At 67.6% G+C, this 17,154-nt stretch carries 18 protein-coding genes; 10 read left to right on the top strand and 8 right to left on the bottom strand.

The window, feature by feature from the left end; translation table 11 throughout:
* Positions 1 to 13 precede the first annotated feature (13 nt).
* The 6 genes from FCE95_RS08240 (at position 14) to FCE95_RS08215 (ending at position 5,040) form a co-directional block, all read left to right on the top strand.
* Complete coding sequence (locus tag FCE95_RS08240; RefSeq protein WP_137266555.1) at positions 14 to 1,216, top strand: DUF4331 family protein; 1,203 nt, start codon at positions 14 to 16, stop codon at positions 1,214 to 1,216.
* Complete coding sequence (locus FCE95_RS08235) at positions 1,213 to 2,325, top strand: tetratricopeptide repeat protein (protein ID WP_137266554.1); 1,113 nt, start codon at positions 1,213 to 1,215, stop codon at positions 2,323 to 2,325. Before FCE95_RS08240 ends, FCE95_RS08235 begins: the two co-directional genes overlap by 4 nt.
* A gap of 182 nt (positions 2,326 to 2,507) precedes the next feature.
* Positions 2,508 to 3,575: an energy transducer TonB gene (locus FCE95_RS08230; protein WP_137266553.1), complete on the top strand. Its 1,068-nt coding sequence runs from the start codon at positions 2,508 to 2,510 to the stop codon at positions 3,573 to 3,575.
* A gap of 67 nt (positions 3,576 to 3,642) precedes the next feature.
* Positions 3,643 to 4,074, top strand: coding sequence for a hypothetical protein (locus FCE95_RS08225; protein ID WP_137266552.1), 432 nt, complete (start codon positions 3,643 to 3,645; stop codon positions 4,072 to 4,074).
* The gene (locus tag FCE95_RS08220) at positions 4,071 to 4,547 is read left to right on the top strand and encodes a hypothetical protein (RefSeq protein ID WP_137266551.1); all 477 of its coding nucleotides are present in this window, start codon (positions 4,071 to 4,073) and stop codon (positions 4,545 to 4,547) included. The genes FCE95_RS08225 and FCE95_RS08220 overlap by 4 nt, the downstream gene beginning before the upstream one ends.
* Positions 4,548 to 4,584: 37 nt before the next feature.
* Positions 4,585 to 5,040 carry a GNAT family N-acetyltransferase gene (locus FCE95_RS08215; RefSeq protein ID WP_137266550.1) on the top strand — a complete coding sequence of 152 codons (456 nt, stop codon included), beginning with the start codon at positions 4,585 to 4,587 and terminating at the stop codon, positions 5,038 to 5,040.
* A gap of 156 nt (positions 5,041 to 5,196) precedes the next feature.
* Here the strand turns inward: FCE95_RS08215 and FCE95_RS08210 are convergent, their stop codons facing one another.
* The 4 genes from FCE95_RS08210 to FCE95_RS08195 form a co-directional block, all read right to left on the bottom strand.
* Entirely contained in the window at positions 5,197 to 6,366 is a 1,170-nt protein-coding gene (locus FCE95_RS08210) for an ABC transporter permease (RefSeq protein ID WP_137266549.1), read from the bottom strand.
* On the bottom strand, positions 6,363 to 7,109 hold the full coding sequence (locus FCE95_RS08205) for an ABC transporter ATP-binding protein (protein WP_137266548.1): 747 nt from the start codon (positions 7,107 to 7,109) through the stop codon (positions 6,363 to 6,365). The genes FCE95_RS08210 and FCE95_RS08205 overlap by 4 nt, the downstream gene beginning before the upstream one ends.
* Positions 7,110 to 7,137: 28 nt before the next feature.
* Positions 7,138 to 8,676, bottom strand: a complete 1,539-nt coding sequence (locus tag FCE95_RS08200) for an alpha/beta fold hydrolase (protein ID WP_137266547.1) — start codon at positions 8,674 to 8,676, stop codon at positions 7,138 to 7,140.
* A gap of 113 nt (positions 8,677 to 8,789) precedes the next feature.
* On the bottom strand, positions 8,790 to 9,497 hold the full coding sequence (locus FCE95_RS08195; protein ID WP_425481302.1) for an FAD-binding oxidoreductase: 708 nt from the start codon (positions 9,495 to 9,497) through the stop codon (positions 8,790 to 8,792).
* Positions 9,498 to 9,640: 143 nt separating this feature from the next.
* On the opposite strand from FCE95_RS08195, the gene FCE95_RS08190 reads away from it, so the two are divergent.
* Both FCE95_RS08190 and FCE95_RS08185 read left to right on the top strand, forming a co-directional pair.
* Positions 9,641 to 10,627: an ABC transporter ATP-binding protein gene (locus FCE95_RS08190; RefSeq protein WP_137266545.1), complete on the top strand. Its 987-nt coding sequence runs from the start codon at positions 9,641 to 9,643 to the stop codon at positions 10,625 to 10,627.
* Between the two features lie 144 nt (positions 10,628 to 10,771).
* A complete protein-coding gene (locus FCE95_RS08185; RefSeq protein WP_137266544.1) occupies positions 10,772 to 11,572 on the top strand; it encodes an ABC transporter permease in 801 nt (266 codons plus the stop codon).
* Between the two features lie 117 nt (positions 11,573 to 11,689).
* Here the strand turns inward: FCE95_RS08185 and FCE95_RS08180 are convergent, their stop codons facing one another.
* The gene (locus FCE95_RS08180; protein ID WP_189644688.1) at positions 11,690 to 13,642 is read right to left on the bottom strand and encodes a winged helix-turn-helix domain-containing tetratricopeptide repeat protein; all 1,953 of its coding nucleotides are present in this window, start codon (positions 13,640 to 13,642) and stop codon (positions 11,690 to 11,692) included.
* A gap of 177 nt (positions 13,643 to 13,819) precedes the next feature.
* Here FCE95_RS08180 and FCE95_RS08175 point away from each other — a divergent pair, with 177 nt between their 5' ends.
* Positions 13,820 to 14,110, top strand: a complete 291-nt coding sequence (locus FCE95_RS08175) for a hypothetical protein (protein WP_137266542.1) — start codon at positions 13,820 to 13,822, stop codon at positions 14,108 to 14,110.
* 188 nt (positions 14,111 to 14,298) lie between these two features.
* On the opposite strand, the gene FCE95_RS08170 is transcribed toward FCE95_RS08175, so the two are convergent.
* Positions 14,299 to 14,616: a hypothetical protein gene (locus FCE95_RS08170; RefSeq protein ID WP_137266541.1), complete on the bottom strand. Its 318-nt coding sequence runs from the start codon at positions 14,614 to 14,616 to the stop codon at positions 14,299 to 14,301.
* Positions 14,617 to 14,837: 221 nt separating this feature from the next.
* Positions 14,838 to 15,137, bottom strand: a complete 300-nt coding sequence (locus FCE95_RS08165; RefSeq protein WP_137266540.1) for a hypothetical protein — start codon at positions 15,135 to 15,137, stop codon at positions 14,838 to 14,840.
* 514 nt (positions 15,138 to 15,651) lie between these two features.
* Here FCE95_RS08165 and FCE95_RS08160 point away from each other — a divergent pair.
* Entirely contained in the window at positions 15,652 to 16,254 is a 603-nt protein-coding gene (locus FCE95_RS08160) for an ECF-type sigma factor (RefSeq protein ID WP_137266539.1), read from the top strand.
* Between the two features lie 28 nt (positions 16,255 to 16,282).
* Here the strand turns inward: FCE95_RS08160 and FCE95_RS08155 are convergent, their stop codons facing one another.
* Positions 16,283 to 17,077 carry a TatD family hydrolase gene (locus FCE95_RS08155; protein ID WP_137266538.1) on the bottom strand — a complete coding sequence of 265 codons (795 nt, stop codon included), beginning with the start codon at positions 17,075 to 17,077 and terminating at the stop codon, positions 16,283 to 16,285.
* Positions 17,078 to 17,154: the final 77 nt, after the last annotated feature.

The following is a 17,154-nucleotide window of genomic DNA, read 5'->3' as shown; positions in this document are numbered from 1 at the left end:
CACAGGAGCGGACATGACCACCCATCGCATTCTCAAGACGGCTTTCGCATCGGCCGTCGCCGCAGCGTCGCTATGTTCGGCGGCCTCGGCCTCGGATCATCTCGACACGCCCACCGTGATCGCCGATCCCGCGGCCGATATCGGCGACCTGTACGCCTGGACTTCGGCGGACGGGCGCCGGTTGAATCTGGTGATGGACATCGTCGGCGGCAAATTCTCGGACAAGGTCGCTTACGTCTTCCATGTCGATAGCGGCCGCACGGTCGGGCATACCGCAGCGACGATCGCCATCGATTGCCGCTTCGACGAGGAAGGCGACATACGTTGCGAAGCCGGCGACGATCGCGTCGCGGGCGCGGCGGACGGCGCGCAAGGCATCGAAAGCGCACATCGCCGATTCCGCGTCTTCGCCGGCTTGCGCGACGATCCGTTCGCCAACAACGTGCGCGGCACGCGCCAGGCCTACGACGTCGCCGCCAAGGCGCTGCAAGCCGGCGTGGCGCGCGACGGCGCCGGTTGTCCGAGGTTCGATGCCGCGACCGCGCACGGCATCCTCGACCGGTGGCGCCACACCGACGGCGGACCGGCGCAGAACCTGCTCGCCGGCTGGAAATCCGCCGCGCTGGTGGTCTCGATCGATCTTTCGATGGTGAACCGCGGCGGACCTGTGCTCGGCGTTTGGTCCGCGACCTATGCGATCGGCGGCGCCGACGCGGAACTCGATGCGCCGATCGATCGCGCCGGCCGTCCGCTCACGGGCAATGCGCTGTTGGGTCCGCTGGATCCGGAAGCGGACAGCGATCGCCGCAAAGAACAATACAATCGCGCCGCACAAACCGACTGGCCGAGTTTCGTGCCGGACATCCAACGCACGCTCGCGCTTTACGACGGCTTCGACGGCGTTTGCGGCAACGCATGGCGCGCGAAATCCGAAGCGCAGGATCCGGAACGCTACCGGGCGCTGGCCGAACTGCTCGCCGACGACCGCCTATGGGTCGATAGCCGCGCCAAGGTCTGCGCCCGCTTCATGGGCGTCGAGCGCGCGAACGCAGGCGCGAAGCCCGCCGACTGCGGCGGCAGGACGCCCGACAGCGACGCCGTCGACGTGTATCGCGCCTTGTTGGTCAACGGCACCGATCGCGGCGTGGAAGACGGCATCGACCGCGACGACAAGCGGCATTCGTCCGTCGATTTCCCTTTCCTGGCGGCGCCATGATCCGCGCTCTGGCCTTGGCGGCAGGATGCGTCGTCGCGATCGCCTGCGCCCGCGGCGCCGTCGCCGCCGAGGATGGGGTATCCACGACCTCCGGCGCGATCGCGATCGCCAATCTCGATCACCAAATCGCGCAGGCGAACGACGACGGCAGCCGCATCGAACTGCTGCTGGCCCGGGCGCGCTATCTCGGCGACTACGCGGCCTTGGATCGCGCCGTCGCCGTCGCCGAAACGGCGGACGCGACGGGAGAAGGCTTGCTGCGCCGCGCCGAGGCCCGAGCCGCGATCCACCGCTTCGCCGATGCGCTCGCCGATCTGGACGCGGCGCAGCGCGCAGGCGTTCCGGCGAGCCGCATCGAGCCGCAAAAAACGCCGATCCTCATCGCCACCGCCCGCGCGGCGGAAGCGGCGCCGGCCTTGGAAATCGCAGCCGAAAGCGCGCCCGGTTACGCCACGCACGGCGCGCTGGCGACCGCCTACGCCGAGCTCGGCCGTTACGAGCTTGCCGACCGCGAATACGCCGGCGCGCTCGCCGGCTTGCGCACGACTTCGCCGTTTCCGTATGCATGGCTCTATTTCGCGCGCGGCACGATGTGGTCGGAACAAGCCGGCGACCCCGCGCGCGGCGAGGCGTTCTACCGTAAAGCGCTTGCGCATCTGCCGCAGTTCGCCGCGGCCAACGTGCATCTGGCCGAGCTCGAAACCGCGCGCGGCGAGTACGCGGCGGCGGCCGAGCGGCTCGAACGCGTGCTCGCGACCAGCGAAGAGCCCGAAGCTCGAGCCCTGCTCGGGGAAATACGTCTGCGCGGCGGCGACCCTGCGGGCGCGCGCGACATCGACCGGGCGCGCCGGCGCTACGAAGCGCTGCTCGCCCGCCATCCGCTGGCGTTCGCCGACCATGCCGCCGAGTTCTACCTCGGCCCGGGCGGCGACGCCGAACGGGCGTGGGTGCTGGCCGAGCTCAATCTGGCCAATCGTCCGACCGGACGCGCGTTCGCGCTCGCGAACCGGGCCGCGGCGGCCAGCGGCCGCGACGCGTGCGCGCCGGCGCTGAGGCACGAATTCGGGCCCTGGCCCCTCCAGCCTTGCAGGCAAGGGCCTGTCCGTTGATTCGCAAAGGCCGACGCGACGGAACGCCGGTCCGGCCCCTTCGGCCGATGTGACCGAATGCCCTTTCCGGGCAGCTTAATAGCCGGAAACGGACATCCTCGGCATTTCATAGTTGACAAACGTCTCTCGCTGTCGCGTGCTACGCATACGTGCGCGAACCGCACCACAGGGGAGATTTGCAAATGTTCGTCGTAAAGCCATTTTCGCGGCTGGCGGAGCAGCGCCGGCCCGGTTTCCACCTAGCGCTGGGGATAGCGCTGGCCTGCGCAGTCGCCGGCTGCAGCAAGGACGAGCCGGCTTCGGCCGACGGCACCACGCCCGGAACGGCCGCTACGGCCGCGCCGCCGGCACCGGCCGTCTCGGCCCAGGTCGCGGCGATGGGCGCCGATCAGCTGCGCGAGTCCGCCAGTACCGCCCTGCGCGAGCAGCGCCTGTACGCGCCGGCCGGCAACAACGCCATGGAGTACTACCTGGCGCTGCGCGACAAGCAGCCGAACGACCCTGCCGTCGTCAGTGCGCTGACCGACTTGCAGCCGTACGCGCTGATCGCCACTGAGCAGAGCATCGGCCGCGAGGACTTCGTCGAAGCCCAGCGTTTGTACGCGCTGATGGAGAAGACCGATCCGCAGGCCCCGGCGCTGCCGCGCCTGAAAGCCAGCATCGCCGCCGGCCAGCAGGCCGTCGCCCAGCGCGCGGTCGACGAGAAGACCCGCACCGAGGACGAAGCCAAGCGCCAGGCCGACTTGGAGAAGCAGCGCGCCGCGCAGCAAGCCCAGGATCAGCAGCGCGCCGCGGCGCAATTGCAGCAGCAGCAAGCCGCCGCGGCCGCCGCGCCGCCGCCTGCGCCGGCGCAACCCGACGCCGCCGCCCAAGCCGCGCAACGCGAAGCCGCCCAGCGCGAAGCCGAGCGCCGCGCCGCCGAACAGCGCGCCGCCGCTGCCGCACCCGCACCGGCCGCGCCGGCTCCCGCCGCCGCAAGCACCGCCGCCGCGTCCAACGACCTGCGTCCGATCAGCATGCCTCAGCCGCGCTATCCGGCCGCCGCTCTGCGCGCGCGCCAAAGCGGCAGCGTGCAGGTCGAATTCACCGTCGCTCCGGACGGCTCGGTCAGCGCCGCACGCGTGGTCAGCGCCCAGCCCGATCGCGTATTCGACCGCGAAGCCGTCGCCGCAGTGCGCCGCTGGCGCTTCCAGCCGGTGGATTCGCCGGTGACGACGCGGCGGACGATCGCGTTCAATCCGGGCAACTGAGCGGACGCGCAGCGACGAACGACAGCCCGGCCATCGGCCGGGCTGTTTCGTATTCGAGCCAATAGCCATGAACGACAATCCTTATGCGGCGCCGCACGCCGCGGTGGCCGAGGCGCCGGAGCCGCGGGTTCCCGAAGAGATAGCGAAGCAGATCCGCAGCGCGTGGATCGCGGCGGTCGTGTCCGGCACGCTGACGCTGGGATTCACGCTGCTGGCGATGAGCGGCAACTCGATGGCCGGAATCACCGCCTGGAACCTGGTCGACGTCGGCCTGATTTTCGCCCTGGCCTGGGGCATTTATCGCAACAGCCGCGCCAGCGCCGTCGCGATGCTGGTTTATTTCATCGTTTCCAAGATCCTAATCATGATCGAGGTCGGCAAGCCCACCGGCATCGTGTTGTCGCTGATCTTCATCTACTACTTCTATCGGGGCGTGCAAGGCACATTCGCGTACCGCAAGTTCGTGCGCGGACCGGCGAACGCGGGCGCGGCCGCGTGAGCGAGAATCCGTATGCGGCGCCGAAAGCGGCGGTCGTCGGCGCGCAGCTCGCCCATGGAGAAACGATCGAGCTGTATTCGCCGACCCAGGTCGCCGCAGGCGCATTCCTGGGCGGGCCGGTGGGCCTGGTCTACTTCCTTTGGGCCAATTTCCGCGCATTGGGCCAAGCCGAACGCGAACGGATCACTTTGTATTGCGGCGCGGTTTTTTTGCTCGCGGCCGCCATCGGCATCCCGCTCTTGCCGGAAAAATTCCCGTCCGCCCCGATCAACCTGTTGTATATCGTCGTCGCGCGCCTGGTGGCCGATCGCTTCCAGATGAGCAAGCAAGCCATACGCGATTCGGACCGGTACGGTTTCCATTCGAACTGGCGGGTGGTGGGGCTCGGCCTGCTGTGCATCCTGGCCAGCTTCTTGCTCGTCGTCGGTTCGGCCTTGGGCATAGCGTATTTCGGTCTGTTGTCCGTAGACTGATCGGGACACAAACGGGGCGCGACGAGGCGTCGGAAACATGGAAATTAGAGCCGACGACCTCGAAGGGCCCGAAGTCCTAGGCCTGCTCCAGGAGCACTTGTCGGCGATGCAGCTGACCTCGCCGCCGGAAAGCCGGCATGCGCTGGACGCCGCCGGTTTGCGCCGACCGGACGTCGCGTTCTGGAGCATTTGGGACGGCGCCGAATTGGCCGGCTGCGGCGCGCTGAAGGAACTGGACGCAACGCACGCCGAAATCAAATCCATGCGTACCGCGGCTGCGTACTTGCGCAAGGGCGTGGCGTCGAAAATGCTCGAACATCTGATCGCCGAAGCGCGTCGCCGCGGCTACCGTCGGTTGAGCTTGGAAACCGGTTCGATGGCTTATTTCGAACCGGCTAGGAAGCTGTACGCGAGCTTCGGATTCGTCCCGTGCGCGCCGTTCGGAAACTACAAGGAAGATCCGAACAGCGTCTTCATGACGAAGCTGTTGTGAGCCCCTCTCCCATCGGGAGAGGGGTTGGGGTGAGGGTTCGGCGAAGCCATGTCGCTTGGCGGGCCGTAGAGATCGTCAGCCGACGATTCAGGCGCCGAGTCGAACCGGCCTCGCTTCGCCGAACCCTCTCCCGCAAGCGGGAGAGGGCTTAAGCATTCAAGCCGAAATCGCCAACCGCTCCTGGTGATACCGCCGCGTCGCCGCGAACCACAGCAGCGCGGCCAGGCCGAAGCCGGCGGCGAAATACACCATCCACTCCATCGGCTGCACCGCTTCGCTGCGCACCACTTTCAGCAGCATCTGGTTCTGCGCCAGGAACGGCACCGCGAACATCCACAGCTGGTTCTTGACCGGGCTGACCATCAGCACGATGGTCGGAATCATCGGCATCAGCATCAGGAAGGTCATATAGCTCTGCGCTTCCTTCACCGATTTGGCGCCCGCGGCGATGTAGGTCAGCAGGGACGTGCCGATGAACAGCATCGGCAGCAGCACGGCCAGCATCTTGGCGATCGACATCAAACCCATATCTAGTTGACGCGCGATGCCCGGCGCGACGGACGCGCCCAGCTTGAAGGCAAGCAAGGTCAGCAACAGGCTCAACAAGCCGACACTGCAGGCCGCGGCGATCTTGCCGCTGACCACCGCCCCGCGCGGCGCCGGCGTCGCCAGCAGCGGTTCCAGCGATTGCCGTTCGCGTTCGCCGGCGGTGGCGTCGATGATCAGGTACGCGCCGCCGAGGAAGGCGCTGAGGATCAGCAGATAAGGCAGCATCGCCATCGCGATGCCCTTGCGCGATTCCGGCGTCGACAGATCCTTGTGCGACACCGCCAGCGGCGCGGCGACCGCCGGATTGATCCCGCGCGACAGCAAACGCAATGCGCCGACTTGCTGGCCGTAACGCGCCAACGCGCTCTCCAAGCGCCGCACCGGCACTTCCGCGTCCTGGCGCGTGCTGTCGTGGACGATTTCGACCAAAGCCGGTTCGCCGTCGCGCCATTGCTGGGCGTAATCGCCGCCGATCTTCAGATACACGTCCTCGGCCTGGCTGCGGATCGCCGCGTCCGGATCGCCCTTGAAATCCTTGCGCTGGATGCCTTGCCCGGCCAGCCATGCCACCAGGTTCGGCGCCTGCTCGGCGCCGACCATGGCGATCGTCAGCGGCTTCTCCATCTGGTCCTTGGCGCGCGACTCGGCCAGCGTGAGCAGGCCGACGAAAAGCGCGGGCGCCAGCAGCGGGCCCATCACCAGCGCCAGCATCAGCGTGCGCCGGTCGCGCGAGAGTTCCAGCAATTCTTTCCACCACACGGTGAACATCGACTTCATGCGTGCAAGCCCTCATCCGAACCGATCAGCCTGACGAAAGCCTCTTCGAGATTGTCCTGACCCGTCTGCGCGCGCAGTTCGTCGGGCGTGCCTTGCGCGGCGACGCGGCCGTGCGCGATCACCACGATCCGGTCGCACAGCGCCGCGACCTCTTGCATGATGTGGCTGGAAAAAATCACGCAGCGGCCCTCGTCGCGCAGCTGCTTCAGGAAGGCGCGCAAGCCGCGGGTGGTCATCACGTCCAGGCCGTTGGTCGGTTCGTCCAGGATCACATTGCGCGGATCGTGCACCAGCGCGCGTGCGATCGCGGTCTTGGTGCGCTGGCCTTGCGAGAAGCCTTCGGTCTGGCGGTCGAGAAAATCGTCCATCTGCAGCGCTTGCGACAGCATCTGCGTGCGCCGATCGATCTCTTCGCGCGACAGGCCGTGCAGTTCGCCGAAATAGCGCACGTTCTCGCGCGCGGTCAGGCGCTTGTACACGCCGCGCGCGTCCGGCAGCACGCCCAGCGCGCGCCGCGCGGCGGCGGGATCGGCGGCGACGTCGCGGCCGTCGATCAGCACGCGGCCCTGTTCCGGCGCCATCAGCGTGTACAGCATGCGCAGCGTGGTGGTTTTGCCGGCGCCGTTCGGGCCGAGCAAGCCGGTGATTTCGCCGTCGCGCGCCTCGAAACCGACGCCGTCGACGGCGATCACGTCGCCGGTCTTGCTTTTGAAGGTCTTGCGCAGGTTTTCTGCGACAATCATGCGGATGCTCCGTTGCGGCGGGGACCGGTCAGGGTTCCCAACCGTTGAAGGAAGTGAAGGGCGGCGTGTAGGTCAGCGCGTCCAGGCATTTGGCGTCGAGCGATTTCGCATCGGCCTTGTCCAGGAACTGCGCGAACAATTTCGGCATGCAACCGGCGCCGATCACGTTGTGGCCTTGTCCGCGCAACGTCAACGCGCGGCCGTTGGGCAGCGTCTTGACCACGCTGTCGGCGTAGCTCGGTGGCGTCACCGGATCCAGTTCGCCCGACATCAGCAAGGCCGGCACCGGCGTCGCCAAGGGTTGGTGGAAATCGTCGGGACGCGCGCCCTTCGGCCAGATCGCGCATTGCGCGACGAGCACGTCGACCAGCGCGTTGCCGAGCAGCGAGGACGCCATCGACGGATCGCCGCGCACCCCGTCCACGTCTTCGCTGCAGATCACCGACAACTGCATGCCGTAGGCCATCTGGTCGGACAGGCTGCCGGTCAGCATCTTGGACAGCGCCATCAAGCCTTCGTAGCGACCGGCGCTGGCTTCGTCGATCAGCAAGGGCAGCAGCGAAGCCGCCGCAGGCGCGTAGGCGTACATGCGCGCCAAGGCGGCCACGTGCATGGGCGTGAGTTTTTCCTGCTTGGATTCGCCGGTGGCCGCGTCGCGATAGCTCACCATCGGCTGCTCGGCCTTCAGCTTGGCCATCAAGGCGTTCAAGCGCTGGCGCGGATCGCCCAGCGCCTTGGCGCAGTTCGGGATCTTGGCGCAGCGGCCGAATTGCAGATCCAGCGCGTTCTCCAGATTGCGCGCGAAATCGTTGCCCAGGTAGATCGTGTTCGGCGCGACCGAATCCAGCGCGATCGTGCGCGTATTGGCCGGGTGCCGCATCGCGTATTGCTGGGCGACGCGGGTGCCGTAGGAAATCCCGATCAAATTGATCTTGTCGGCGCCGATCGCCTTGCGCACCGCGTCCAGGTCGCGCACCGCGTCGGTGGTGGTGTAGAAGCGCAGGTCGGCGTTCTTGGCCAAGGCGTCGCGGCATGTTTCCGCTTCCGCGCGCGCGGCCTGCAGCGCCGCGGCGTCGTCGCCGGCGTCCCCTTCGCCGGCGTCCGACTTGCAGGTCAACGGGTGCGACTTTCCGGTGCCGCGCTGGTCGACCAGGATCACGTCGCGCTTCTTCGACACTTCGGCGAAGGCGGGCGCCACCGCCGGATAGCTTTCGGCCGCGGCCTGGCCCGGACCGCCGGCGAGCATGAACACCGGGTCGGGCGCGTGGTCGCCTTTTTCGTCGGCGGGAATCCAGGCGATGTTCAGCGCGATCTTGCGTCCGGCCGGCTGCGCCGGATTTTCGGCGACTTGCAGCGAACCGCATTGCGCTTCGATGCTGCCGGCGCCGAACGGCGAAGCCAGCGTGCAGGGCTTGAAGGCCAGGCTGCCGAGCTTGCGCTGCGGCGCCGCGGGCGCGTTCGCGGTTGTGGTCGCGGCCGCCGGTTTACGGTGTTCGGCGTAGTAGCGGTAGCCGAACCAGGCGGCGAGCAGCAGCGCGACGACGATGTAGCGGGATTTTCGGGACATGGGCCTGCGGATTCCGTTGCCAGGACTCGGCGTTCAGAATGACATGACGTGGCGGCGGGCCGCATGTGACCGGAGTTCGGCCACAAAAAAGCTCGGGCGCCGAGGATGCGTCGTTACTTGTTGCTGATGTACTTCTCGCGGCGGATCTGCGGTACGGGCAGGCCGTGGCCTTTCAGCGATTCGAAACAGGCGTCGACCATGTTCGGGTTGCCGCACAGATAGGCGATGTCGCTATCGCTCGGCGAAAATTCGTCGAGGAATTGCTGCACGTAGCCGTGGCGCACGTCCGGATGCGGGTCGGCCGGCAATTCTCGCGAGAAGCAAGGCACGAAGCGGAACGCGGAATGCGCATCGGCGAAGGCGCGGAATTCGTCGCCGTACAGCAGTTCTTCCGGCGTGCGCGCGCCGAACAGCAGCACCACTTCGATGCCGCGTTCGGCGATCAGCTTCTCGATCTGCGGCAGCATCGCCCGGTACGGCGTCACGCCGGTGCCGGTGCCGATCAGCAGATAGCGGCGATTGGCGTCCGCCGGCATCAGGCAGAAACGGCCGAACGGGCCGCTGGCGTCGATCTGCCCGCCGTCCTCCAAGCCTTCGAACAAGGCCGTAGCCGCGCCGCCGGGCACGTAGCTGACCGCGATCTCGACCGCTTCGCCCGGGCTCAGCGCGTGGTCGTGAATGGTAGCCAGCGAGTAGCTGCGCTTGGTCGCGGTGCCGTCGGCGTAGTGGAAGTGGACCTGGATGAACTGGCCGGGGATGAAATCCAGCGGCGCGCCGTCGCCGCGGACGAAGGTGTAATGGCCCACGGTGGGGGCCAGCATGCGGCGCGAGACGAGCTTGAGCGGGAAGTGCTGGATGGCCACGGAAATCCGACGGATCTGCAACGGTCCGTGGCCTGAACGGCGCCGCGGGGCCGCCTATACTAACGGGATTCGCCGCGCCGCTCGCGGCGCAGGTCCCGGAAATGGCTGAAAACCCCGCGGCGGGAGCCGCAACGCCCGCGCTTTCGGTGCGCCGGCTGCGCAAAACCTACGACAACCGCGTCGAGGCGCTGAAAGGCGTTTCGCTCGACGTCGCGCCCGGCGATTTCTTCGCCTTGCTGGGCCCCAACGGCGCCGGCAAGTCCACCCTGATCGGCATCGTCAGCTCGCTGGTCAACAAGACCGACGGCGACGTGGAAGTGTTCGGCGTGGACCTGTCGCGCCGGCGCGACGCGGCGATGCGCCTGATCGGGCTGGTGCCGCAGGAATTGAACTTCAACATGTTCGAGAAGCCGCGCGACATCCTGGTCAACTACGCCGGCTTCTATGGCGTGCCGCGCGCCGAAGCGCTGGTGCGCGCCGAAGAAGAACTCAAGCGCGCGCAGCTGTGGGAGAAGGCGGACATGATGAGCCGCACGCTGTCCGGCGGCATGAAGCGGCGATTGATGATCGCACGGGCGATGATGACCCGGCCGCGCCTGTTGATCCTGGACGAGCCGACCGCCGGCGTCGATATCGAAATCCGCCGCGGCATGTGGAAGACGCTGAAGGAGATCAACGCCGCCGGCACCACGATCATCCTCACCACGCATTACCTGGAAGAAGCCGAAAGCCTGTGCCGCAACCTGGCGATCATCGACCGCGGCCGGATCGTGGAGCAGGGGCCGATGAAAGCGCTGCTGGCCAAGCTCGACGTGGAAGGATTCTTGTTGGACATCGACGGCCATTTGCCGCAAGCGTTGCCGACGATCGAAGGCACGACGCTGGTCGCGGCCGACGACCATACGCTCGACGTGGAGATGCCGCGCGCGATGGATTTGAACCGCGTATTCGCGGCGCTGGGCGAGGCGGGCATCCGGGTGCGGTCGATGCGGACCAAATCCAATCGCTTGGAAGAGCTGTTCGTGCGGCTCACCGGCGAAAACGCCGAAGACAGCACCGCGCAGCCGCCGCCGGAGCAGGTGGCGTGAGGCTTAAGCCCTCTCCCGCTTGCGGGAGAGGGCTGGGTGAGGGCGCGCGGCGCACCAAGGTCGCCTCGTCGCTTTCTGCAGAAAATCAAAGTCGCTGGATTCCCGCCTTCGCGGGAATGACGGCTTAAGAACAAAGACAGGCCAATGAATCAAGCTATCGCCACCGAACCCAGCGCCGCGCAACGCAACCTCACCGCGTTCGGCACCATCGTCCGCCGCGAAGTGAACCGCATCTTGCGCATCTGGGGCCAGACCCTGGTGCCGCCGGCGATCACCATGACCTTGTACTTTTTGATTTTCGGCGGCCTGATCGGCTCGCGCGTCGGCACCATGGACGGGATCAAGTACATGGACTTCATCGTCCCCGGTCTGGTGATGATGAGCGTGATCCAGAACAGCTACGGCAACATCTCCTCCAGCTTCTTCGGCGCCAAGTTCGGCCGCCACGTCGAGGAATTGCTGGTCAGCCCGATGCCGAACTGGGTGATCCTGGGCGGCTACGTCGCCGGCGCGGTGGTGCGCGGCTTGATGGTCGGCGCGATCGTGCTGCTGATCGCGATGCTGTTCACCCACGTGCGCGTCCCGCATCCGCTGATCACCTTCACCACCGTGCTGCTCGGCGCGACCATCTTCTCGCTGGCCGGCTTCGTCAACGCCGTGTACGCGAAGAAGTTCGACGACGTGGCGATCGTGCCGACCTTCATCCTGACCCCGCTGACGTACCTGGGCGGCGTGTTCTATTCGGTGAAGCTGCTGCCGCCCTGGGCCGAGGCGATGACCCACGCGAATCCGATCTTCTACATGGTCAACGCGTTCCGCTACGGCCTGCTCGACCGCAGCGACGTGCCGCTGTGGGTGGCGTACGGGCTGATGCTCGGCTTCGTCGCCGCGCTGGCGGCATTGGGGCTGTGGCTGCTCAAGCGCGGCGTCGGTTTGCGCTCGTGATCCGTAGCCCGGGTAAGCGAAGCGCACCCGGGGCTTTACCGGCAGGTGCGGCATGGCGTCCCGGGTGCGCTTCGCTTACCCGGGCTACATGAAAAACCGTCGTAGGGGCCGTTAGCCTCAATCGCAAACCGCGCCGTCTTTGCCGTCGGAGCGGCACACGTCAGGCCACCCGTGCTCGCGCCAGAACGCGAGCAGGCCGCTGCGGCGCAAATACGCTTGGAACGCCGGATGCCGGCGCAGCGCCTGCGATTCGGGTTGCCAGAACACCCACTGGTAGGTGGCGTAGCCTTCCTGCTGCACACCGTCCAAACCGTCGATGTCGCGCGCGTAGTCGCGTTGCGGCAGCAGCATGCGGGTGAAGTCGTAAGGGACCATGCCGTCCTTGGCCAGCGCTTCGTTGGCTTCGATGATCGGCATCACCTTCGGCCATAGCTTCGGATCGGCCATCGCGTCCAGCGCGGCCAGTTCCGAAGCGCGCCAGGGCACTTCTTTCGGCAAAGCCTCCACCGCGCGCCGCGCGGTCGCCCGGTCGCCGCGCCACAGCGCGTTGAAGAAGATCGCGGTCGGGCTGAGCGCCGGATCGGCGCGCAGCAGATACGTGCGCGCTTCGTCGTGCCGGCCCTGCGTGTCCAGCAGCCTGCCGCGGGTGAAGTTGTGCATCGGCACCAGCGGATCGGTCGCTTGCGCCACGTCCATTTCGCGCAGCGCGGCATCGACGTAGCCCATCGTCGCCAGGCGGTACGCGTACCAATTGCGCCAGACGCTGTCCGACGGCGCCAGCTCCACCGCGCGGCGCGACAAGCGCAGGCAATCGCTCCAACGCTGTTCGTTGCAGGCCTTGGCCGACAGCACGGCGAGGGCGTCGGTCTGGTTCGGGTCCAGGCGCAGGGCGGTGGCCGCGGCGCGATCGGCTTCCTTGCGCATGTCCCCGCGTCGCGGCGACGGCCGCAGCGCCTGCATCCACAAGGTCACGGCCAGGCCGCCCCAGGCGCGCGCATAGCCGGGATGCTCGGCCAGCATCTCGCGCATCGTGCGCTCGGCGACCGCGCCCGCTTGCGCGGGGTTGGAGGCGTTGCCGCCGCTGTCGCCGCGGCTGAACAAATACCGGCGATACAACTGCGGATCCTCACCCGGGCCGGGCCGCGGCCGCGAGCCGACGTTGAGCTGCAACTGCAGCGCCGAGCCGACCAGGCGGGCGATGCTGTCCTGGATCGCGAAGATGTCGCGCAATTCGCGGTCGTAGCTCTGCGTCCACAACGTGCGGTCGCCATCGGCCTGGATCAGGCGCAAGGTGATGCGCAGGCGTTCGCCGTCCTGACGCACGCTGCCTTCCAGCAAGTGGGTGGCGTTGAGGCGCCGTGCGACTTCGCTGCGCGGCGCCGCGCCGTCGCGCAATTGCAGCGAGGAGGCGTACGAGGTCACGCGCAGGCCGTTGATCCGGGCCAGCAGATTGATGAGTTCTTCGCTCAGGCCGTCGGCGAAGGCTTGGCCGCGCGGATCGTCGCCGAGGGCGCGCAGCGGCAGCACGGCGAGCACCGGATTGGCGACGGGCGCCGTCGCCCCGGGTTCGGAGTCGGCCCCGTGCGCGTACCGCCGCCACAGCCAGCCGGAAGCGGCGACCAACAGCAATCCGACCGAGACCCAGATCGCGATGCGCCAGCGCGATTTCCCGGCGGCTTCGATGCGATCGCCGGCGCGGCGGCGCGGCGGATCGCCGCCCGTTTCCGCGCTCGGAGCCGGATCGGGCGCGGCGGGCAGATCGAAGCGATAGCCGACGCCGTGCAAGGTGTGCAGATAGCGCGGTGCGTTGGCGTCTTCGCCCAACGCGTGCCGTAACAAGGTCATGACCCGGTTCAGCACGCCCGGAGTGACGTGGCGGTGCCCCCAGACGGCGTCGAGGATGTCGTCGCGCCCGAACGCGCGCCCGGGCGCCGAGGCGAGCAGGGCGAGCACGGCGAAGGCTTTGGGTTCGAGCGGCTGCACTTCGCCCGCGCGCAGCAGGCGGCGTCCGGCGAAGTCGATGACGACATCGTCGAAAGCCAGCGGCGAGGGCGGGTTCGATTCGCTCATGAGGACGGTAAACGGGGCGACGCGGCGGGAGTTTGACACGCGTACGGGCGGCCTAAGCATTCCCTAAGCCTCTCCGCACAACCCTCTTAAACGCAGAACGGCCGCCTCAAGACCCCTGCCGCTTCCGGCCGGACGCTGGCGTCGCCGGAAATCTCCGGCGCCGACAGGACCTTCCCCATGAACGCCAAGCTGTCTTCTCTGATCCTGTTCGCCGCCGCCCCGCTCGCCGCGGCCGCGGCGTCGCCGTCCAACGCGCTGACGGTGGATTGCGCCCGCTTGCCCAGCCAGCGGACGGTGGCCGAATTCACGGGCATCGCCAACTTCGGCCATGCCTATGCCGCGCGCGAGCGATTGATGTCGGAAGTGCGGCGCGCCTGCAAGCCCGGCGTGCGACAAGTGCGCCTGGTGCGCGAAACGCGCGCGAACGAGCCGGACGCCGCGTTGGCTGTCGCGACCGAAGCGCCTTGAAGCGCGGCGCCGCACATCGGTGATTTGGCGACGGCCCGGATTCGGGCCCCCGCGCGGCATCCCGGCCGCGCGGTTCTTTTTCTCCGGGCCACGAAATTTGGCCACGCGCCGGCGGATCGATCGCAGCCGGTGTGCGGACAGGTCCGGCGCGACGAACGGAGGGATCGAAGCTCCGCCCGCCGCGCCGGTTACAACGCTGTTTCGTTCGCGGCGCGAGGGGTGGGCGTTCGCGTCCCGCGAAGGCGTAGCCGCACGGGCAGCGCGCCGTAGTGCTTCACCAGGAACGCTATGGCGCGGTCCAGGTCCGGCCAGCGCCGAACGCGGCGGCCTTCGCGCACGGGCGATAGGCGGCCTTCGCTGCGCAGCAGCAAGCTATAGCCGTTGCGATTGAAGCGCACCTCGGCGTCGCTTACGGGACGGCGGTCCGAACGCGGACGCGCAGCCATCAGCGGACTCTTGTTCGCCGCACGGTCGCGCGGCGAAGGATCCGGATAGCGAACGGCCATTCCGAACTAAAAGACCCACGTCCGCCCACCCTGCTCGAATCGCGACGGCGCGCTCGCGAGATCTGCGGCGGCGCGCGCACGCCGCGAAAGTGGGGCGGAGAACACATGCTTGGCGATTCCGATGGACGGCATGGAATTTCTGAAGACGAAAAAGCCCGTCGCCCATGGCCAGGCGGAAAGGCCTGCTCGACAGCCCGCGAAGGCAGGAAAGGCCGGAGCGGCTAGCGCGCGGCCCGCTTCGCTGCGGGCGCTTTCATCAATTCGATGCTGACGTGCCGCACCGTCGGATACCGCTCGCGGATATGGCCGACCAAACGCTCAAGGCTCTTGAACATGCGCGGCTCGGCGGCCGCGCGGCGCGTACGCAAGGCCACGCGGTCCGGATGCCAGCTCAAGCGCACGACGACTTGGTAGCCCTGCGGCGTTTCTTCGATCGCCATCTCCGTCACCGCCCCCAGCTTCGCTTGCCGGGCCAGGTCGACTTCGGTGATGGTGTTGTCCGGGTGCCAGGCGGTAGTCACGCGGATCCTCGCAATGGGCGCGGGTCGATCGCCGGAAGCGGCTTCGGGAGCGCTCCGCCCAAGCCCCTTGCCTGGCCGCTCGTCGGGCCGGGCGAGGGATCATAGGCCCCCTAAATGAGCGGCTCAAGCGGCTGCGCGCTGAGTTTTGACCGCCGTCACGATACATGTCGGAAACCAGATGCCCGCATTCTGGCGAAGCCCGGGACGAGGCATCGCCAACATCTCGAGCCAAGTTTTAACTGGTTGATTTTGAAGGAATTACGGCCTCAACCGAAAAGACAGCCGCCGATCCGCCGGCAGCGCGGCCGACGAGGCTGCGGGTGCGGGGCGCGGCTCGAAACGATGTCGATTGGCGCGGCTGCAGAACGATCGCCAGACGGGCCAGCGACGCTTCGATCGGCTCCGATGGCGTGGAATGAGCGCGTATATAGTGCGACGCAGTTCTCGGAAGCATCCGTCGGCCGCGCAGGCCGGTCGGTGAAGCGGCGGCAAAGCGAGGCGGGAGCTCGCTCCAATGAAATCAGTGCAAGGCGTTCCGACCAACCCTCCGTCGCCGATGGGCCCGGGCGGCCAGGCGGTGCAGAAGCAGCTGAGCCAGGACATCTACGAGCAGCTGCGCACGATCGCGCGCTATCGGCTCGGCGGCCGCGCCCGGACCAATTTGGACACCACCGTCCTGGTCCACGAAGCCTATCTGCGCATCGCGGACAAGCAGGCCGGCGACGATCCGCTGGTGCGCGCCCGCTTCTTCGCGCTGGCCTCTAAAACCATGCGCAATCTGCTCATCGACTATCTGCGCGAACGCAAGGCGGCCAAGCGCGGCGGCGGCATGGTGATGCTGACCTTGGATCCGGATCGCGAAACCGGCATGGAAACCAACTACGTCGACGTGCTGGCGGTGGAAGACGCGCTGCAGGCGCTGGCCGAAGTGGATCCGCGCTTGGTCGACGTGGTCGAATGCAAATTCTTCGCGGGCATGGACTACGCCCAGATCGCCTTGGCCCACGACATCAGCGAGCGCACGGTGCGGCGCGATTGGCGCCGCGCGCGCGCCTTCCTGCGCGCGCATCTGGACGACCAAGCGCCGGCCGCGGAATCGGACGCGGACGAGGAGTAAGCGAGGTTTCGCGGCCTAAGCCGGCGCTTCAAGCCGCCGGCAAGCGGAAGAACGCGCGTGCCGCGGCCGTGGTCGCCGCGGCCGTCGCCGCGACGTCTTCGCCGCGATCCCGTGCCAGTTCTTCGACGATGTGGGCCAAAAACATCGGCTCGTTGCGCCGATGCGAAGGCTGCGGCTTGACCGTGCGCGGCAGCAGGTAAGGCGCATCGGTTTCGATCATCAGCCGCTCGGCGGGGATGTGCTTGACCAGCTCGCGCAAATGCAGCCCGCGCCGCTCGTCGCAGAGCCAGCCGGTGATGCCGATGTGCCAATCCTGGTCCAGGTAGTCGAACAATTCTTCGCGGGTGCCGGTGAAGCAATGCACCACGGCCGGTCCGAGCCGGCCGTCGAAATTCTTCATCATCGCGATGAAATCGGCGTGCGCGTCGCGCTGGTGCAGGAACAGCGGCTTGCCGGTGTCGGCGCCGATCTGCAGCTGGCGCTCGAAGGCCTTGCGTTGCGCCGGGCGCGGCGAGAAATCGCGGAAATAGTCCAGCCCGCATTCGCCGACCGCGACGACTTCCGGATGCGCCTGCAGCGCGCGCATCTCCGCATCGGCCTCGTCCGTGTATTCGGCCGCGTGATGCGGGTGCACGCCCGCGGTGGCGAACAAGAAGCCGGGGTGCGATTGCGCCAGAGCCAGCGCCTTGGGCGAATGCTCGCGGCTGGCGCCGGTGACCACCAACTGCGCGACGCCGGCTTCGCGGGCGCGCGCGAGCACGGCGTCGCGGTCGTGATCGAAGCTGTCGTGGCTGAGGTTGGCGCCGATATCGATGAGCTGCATGCGATGGCCAGCGAGGAAGGGTGGGCGGAAGACGGCATAGCTTGGTGCCTGCCGTGCGTTTTTCAAAGGCCGCGCGA

Origin of the sequence: Luteimonas gilva (assembly GCF_005239095.1) — a bacterium.
Lineage (GTDB): Bacteria > Pseudomonadota > Gammaproteobacteria > Xanthomonadales > Xanthomonadaceae > Luteimonas_C > Luteimonas_C gilva.
Note: the sequence above shows the minus strand (reverse complement) of the source record. Positions and strands in the feature narration are given on the sequence as shown.

What these genes read in the sequence shown, in the direction of transcription:
- FCE95_RS08240 (WP_137266555.1), top strand. Translation starts at nt 14, where the DNA reads ATGACCACCCATCGCATTCTCAAGACGGCTTTCGCATCGGCCGTCGCC.
- FCE95_RS08235 (WP_137266554.1), top strand. Translation starts at nt 1,213, where the DNA reads ATGATCCGCGCTCTGGCCTTGGCGGCAGGATGCGTCGTCGCGATCGCC.
- FCE95_RS08230 (WP_137266553.1), top strand. Translation starts at nt 2,508, where the DNA reads ATGTTCGTCGTAAAGCCATTTTCGCGGCTGGCGGAGCAGCGCCGGCCC.
- FCE95_RS08225 (WP_137266552.1), top strand. Translation starts at nt 3,643, where the DNA reads ATGAACGACAATCCTTATGCGGCGCCGCACGCCGCGGTGGCCGAGGCG.
- FCE95_RS08215 (WP_137266550.1), top strand. Translation starts at nt 4,585, where the DNA reads ATGGAAATTAGAGCCGACGACCTCGAAGGGCCCGAAGTCCTAGGCCTG.
- FCE95_RS08210 (WP_137266549.1), bottom strand. Translation starts at nt 6,366, where the DNA reads ATGAAGTCGATGTTCACCGTGTGGTGGAAAGAATTGCTGGAACTCTCG.
- FCE95_RS08205 (WP_137266548.1), bottom strand. Translation starts at nt 7,109, where the DNA reads ATGATTGTCGCAGAAAACCTGCGCAAGACCTTCAAAAGCAAGACCGGC.
- FCE95_RS08200 (WP_137266547.1), bottom strand. Translation starts at nt 8,676, where the DNA reads ATGTCCCGAAAATCCCGCTACATCGTCGTCGCGCTGCTGCTCGCCGCC.
- FCE95_RS08195 (WP_425481302.1), bottom strand. Translation starts at nt 9,497, where the DNA reads ATGCTGGCCCCCACCGTGGGCCATTACACCTTCGTCCGCGGCGACGGC.
- FCE95_RS08190 (WP_137266545.1), top strand. Translation starts at nt 9,641, where the DNA reads ATGGCTGAAAACCCCGCGGCGGGAGCCGCAACGCCCGCGCTTTCGGTG.
- FCE95_RS08185 (WP_137266544.1), top strand. Translation starts at nt 10,772, where the DNA reads ATGAATCAAGCTATCGCCACCGAACCCAGCGCCGCGCAACGCAACCTC.
- FCE95_RS08180 (WP_189644688.1), bottom strand. Translation starts at nt 13,642, where the DNA reads ATGAGCGAATCGAACCCGCCCTCGCCGCTGGCTTTCGACGATGTCGTC.
- FCE95_RS08175 (WP_137266542.1), top strand. Translation starts at nt 13,820, where the DNA reads ATGAACGCCAAGCTGTCTTCTCTGATCCTGTTCGCCGCCGCCCCGCTC.
- FCE95_RS08170 (WP_137266541.1), bottom strand. Translation starts at nt 14,616, where the DNA reads ATGGCCGTTCGCTATCCGGATCCTTCGCCGCGCGACCGTGCGGCGAAC.
- FCE95_RS08160 (WP_137266539.1), top strand. Translation starts at nt 15,652, where the DNA reads ATGAAATCAGTGCAAGGCGTTCCGACCAACCCTCCGTCGCCGATGGGC.
- FCE95_RS08155 (WP_137266538.1), bottom strand. Translation starts at nt 17,077, where the DNA reads ATGCAGCTCATCGATATCGGCGCCAACCTCAGCCACGACAGCTTCGAT.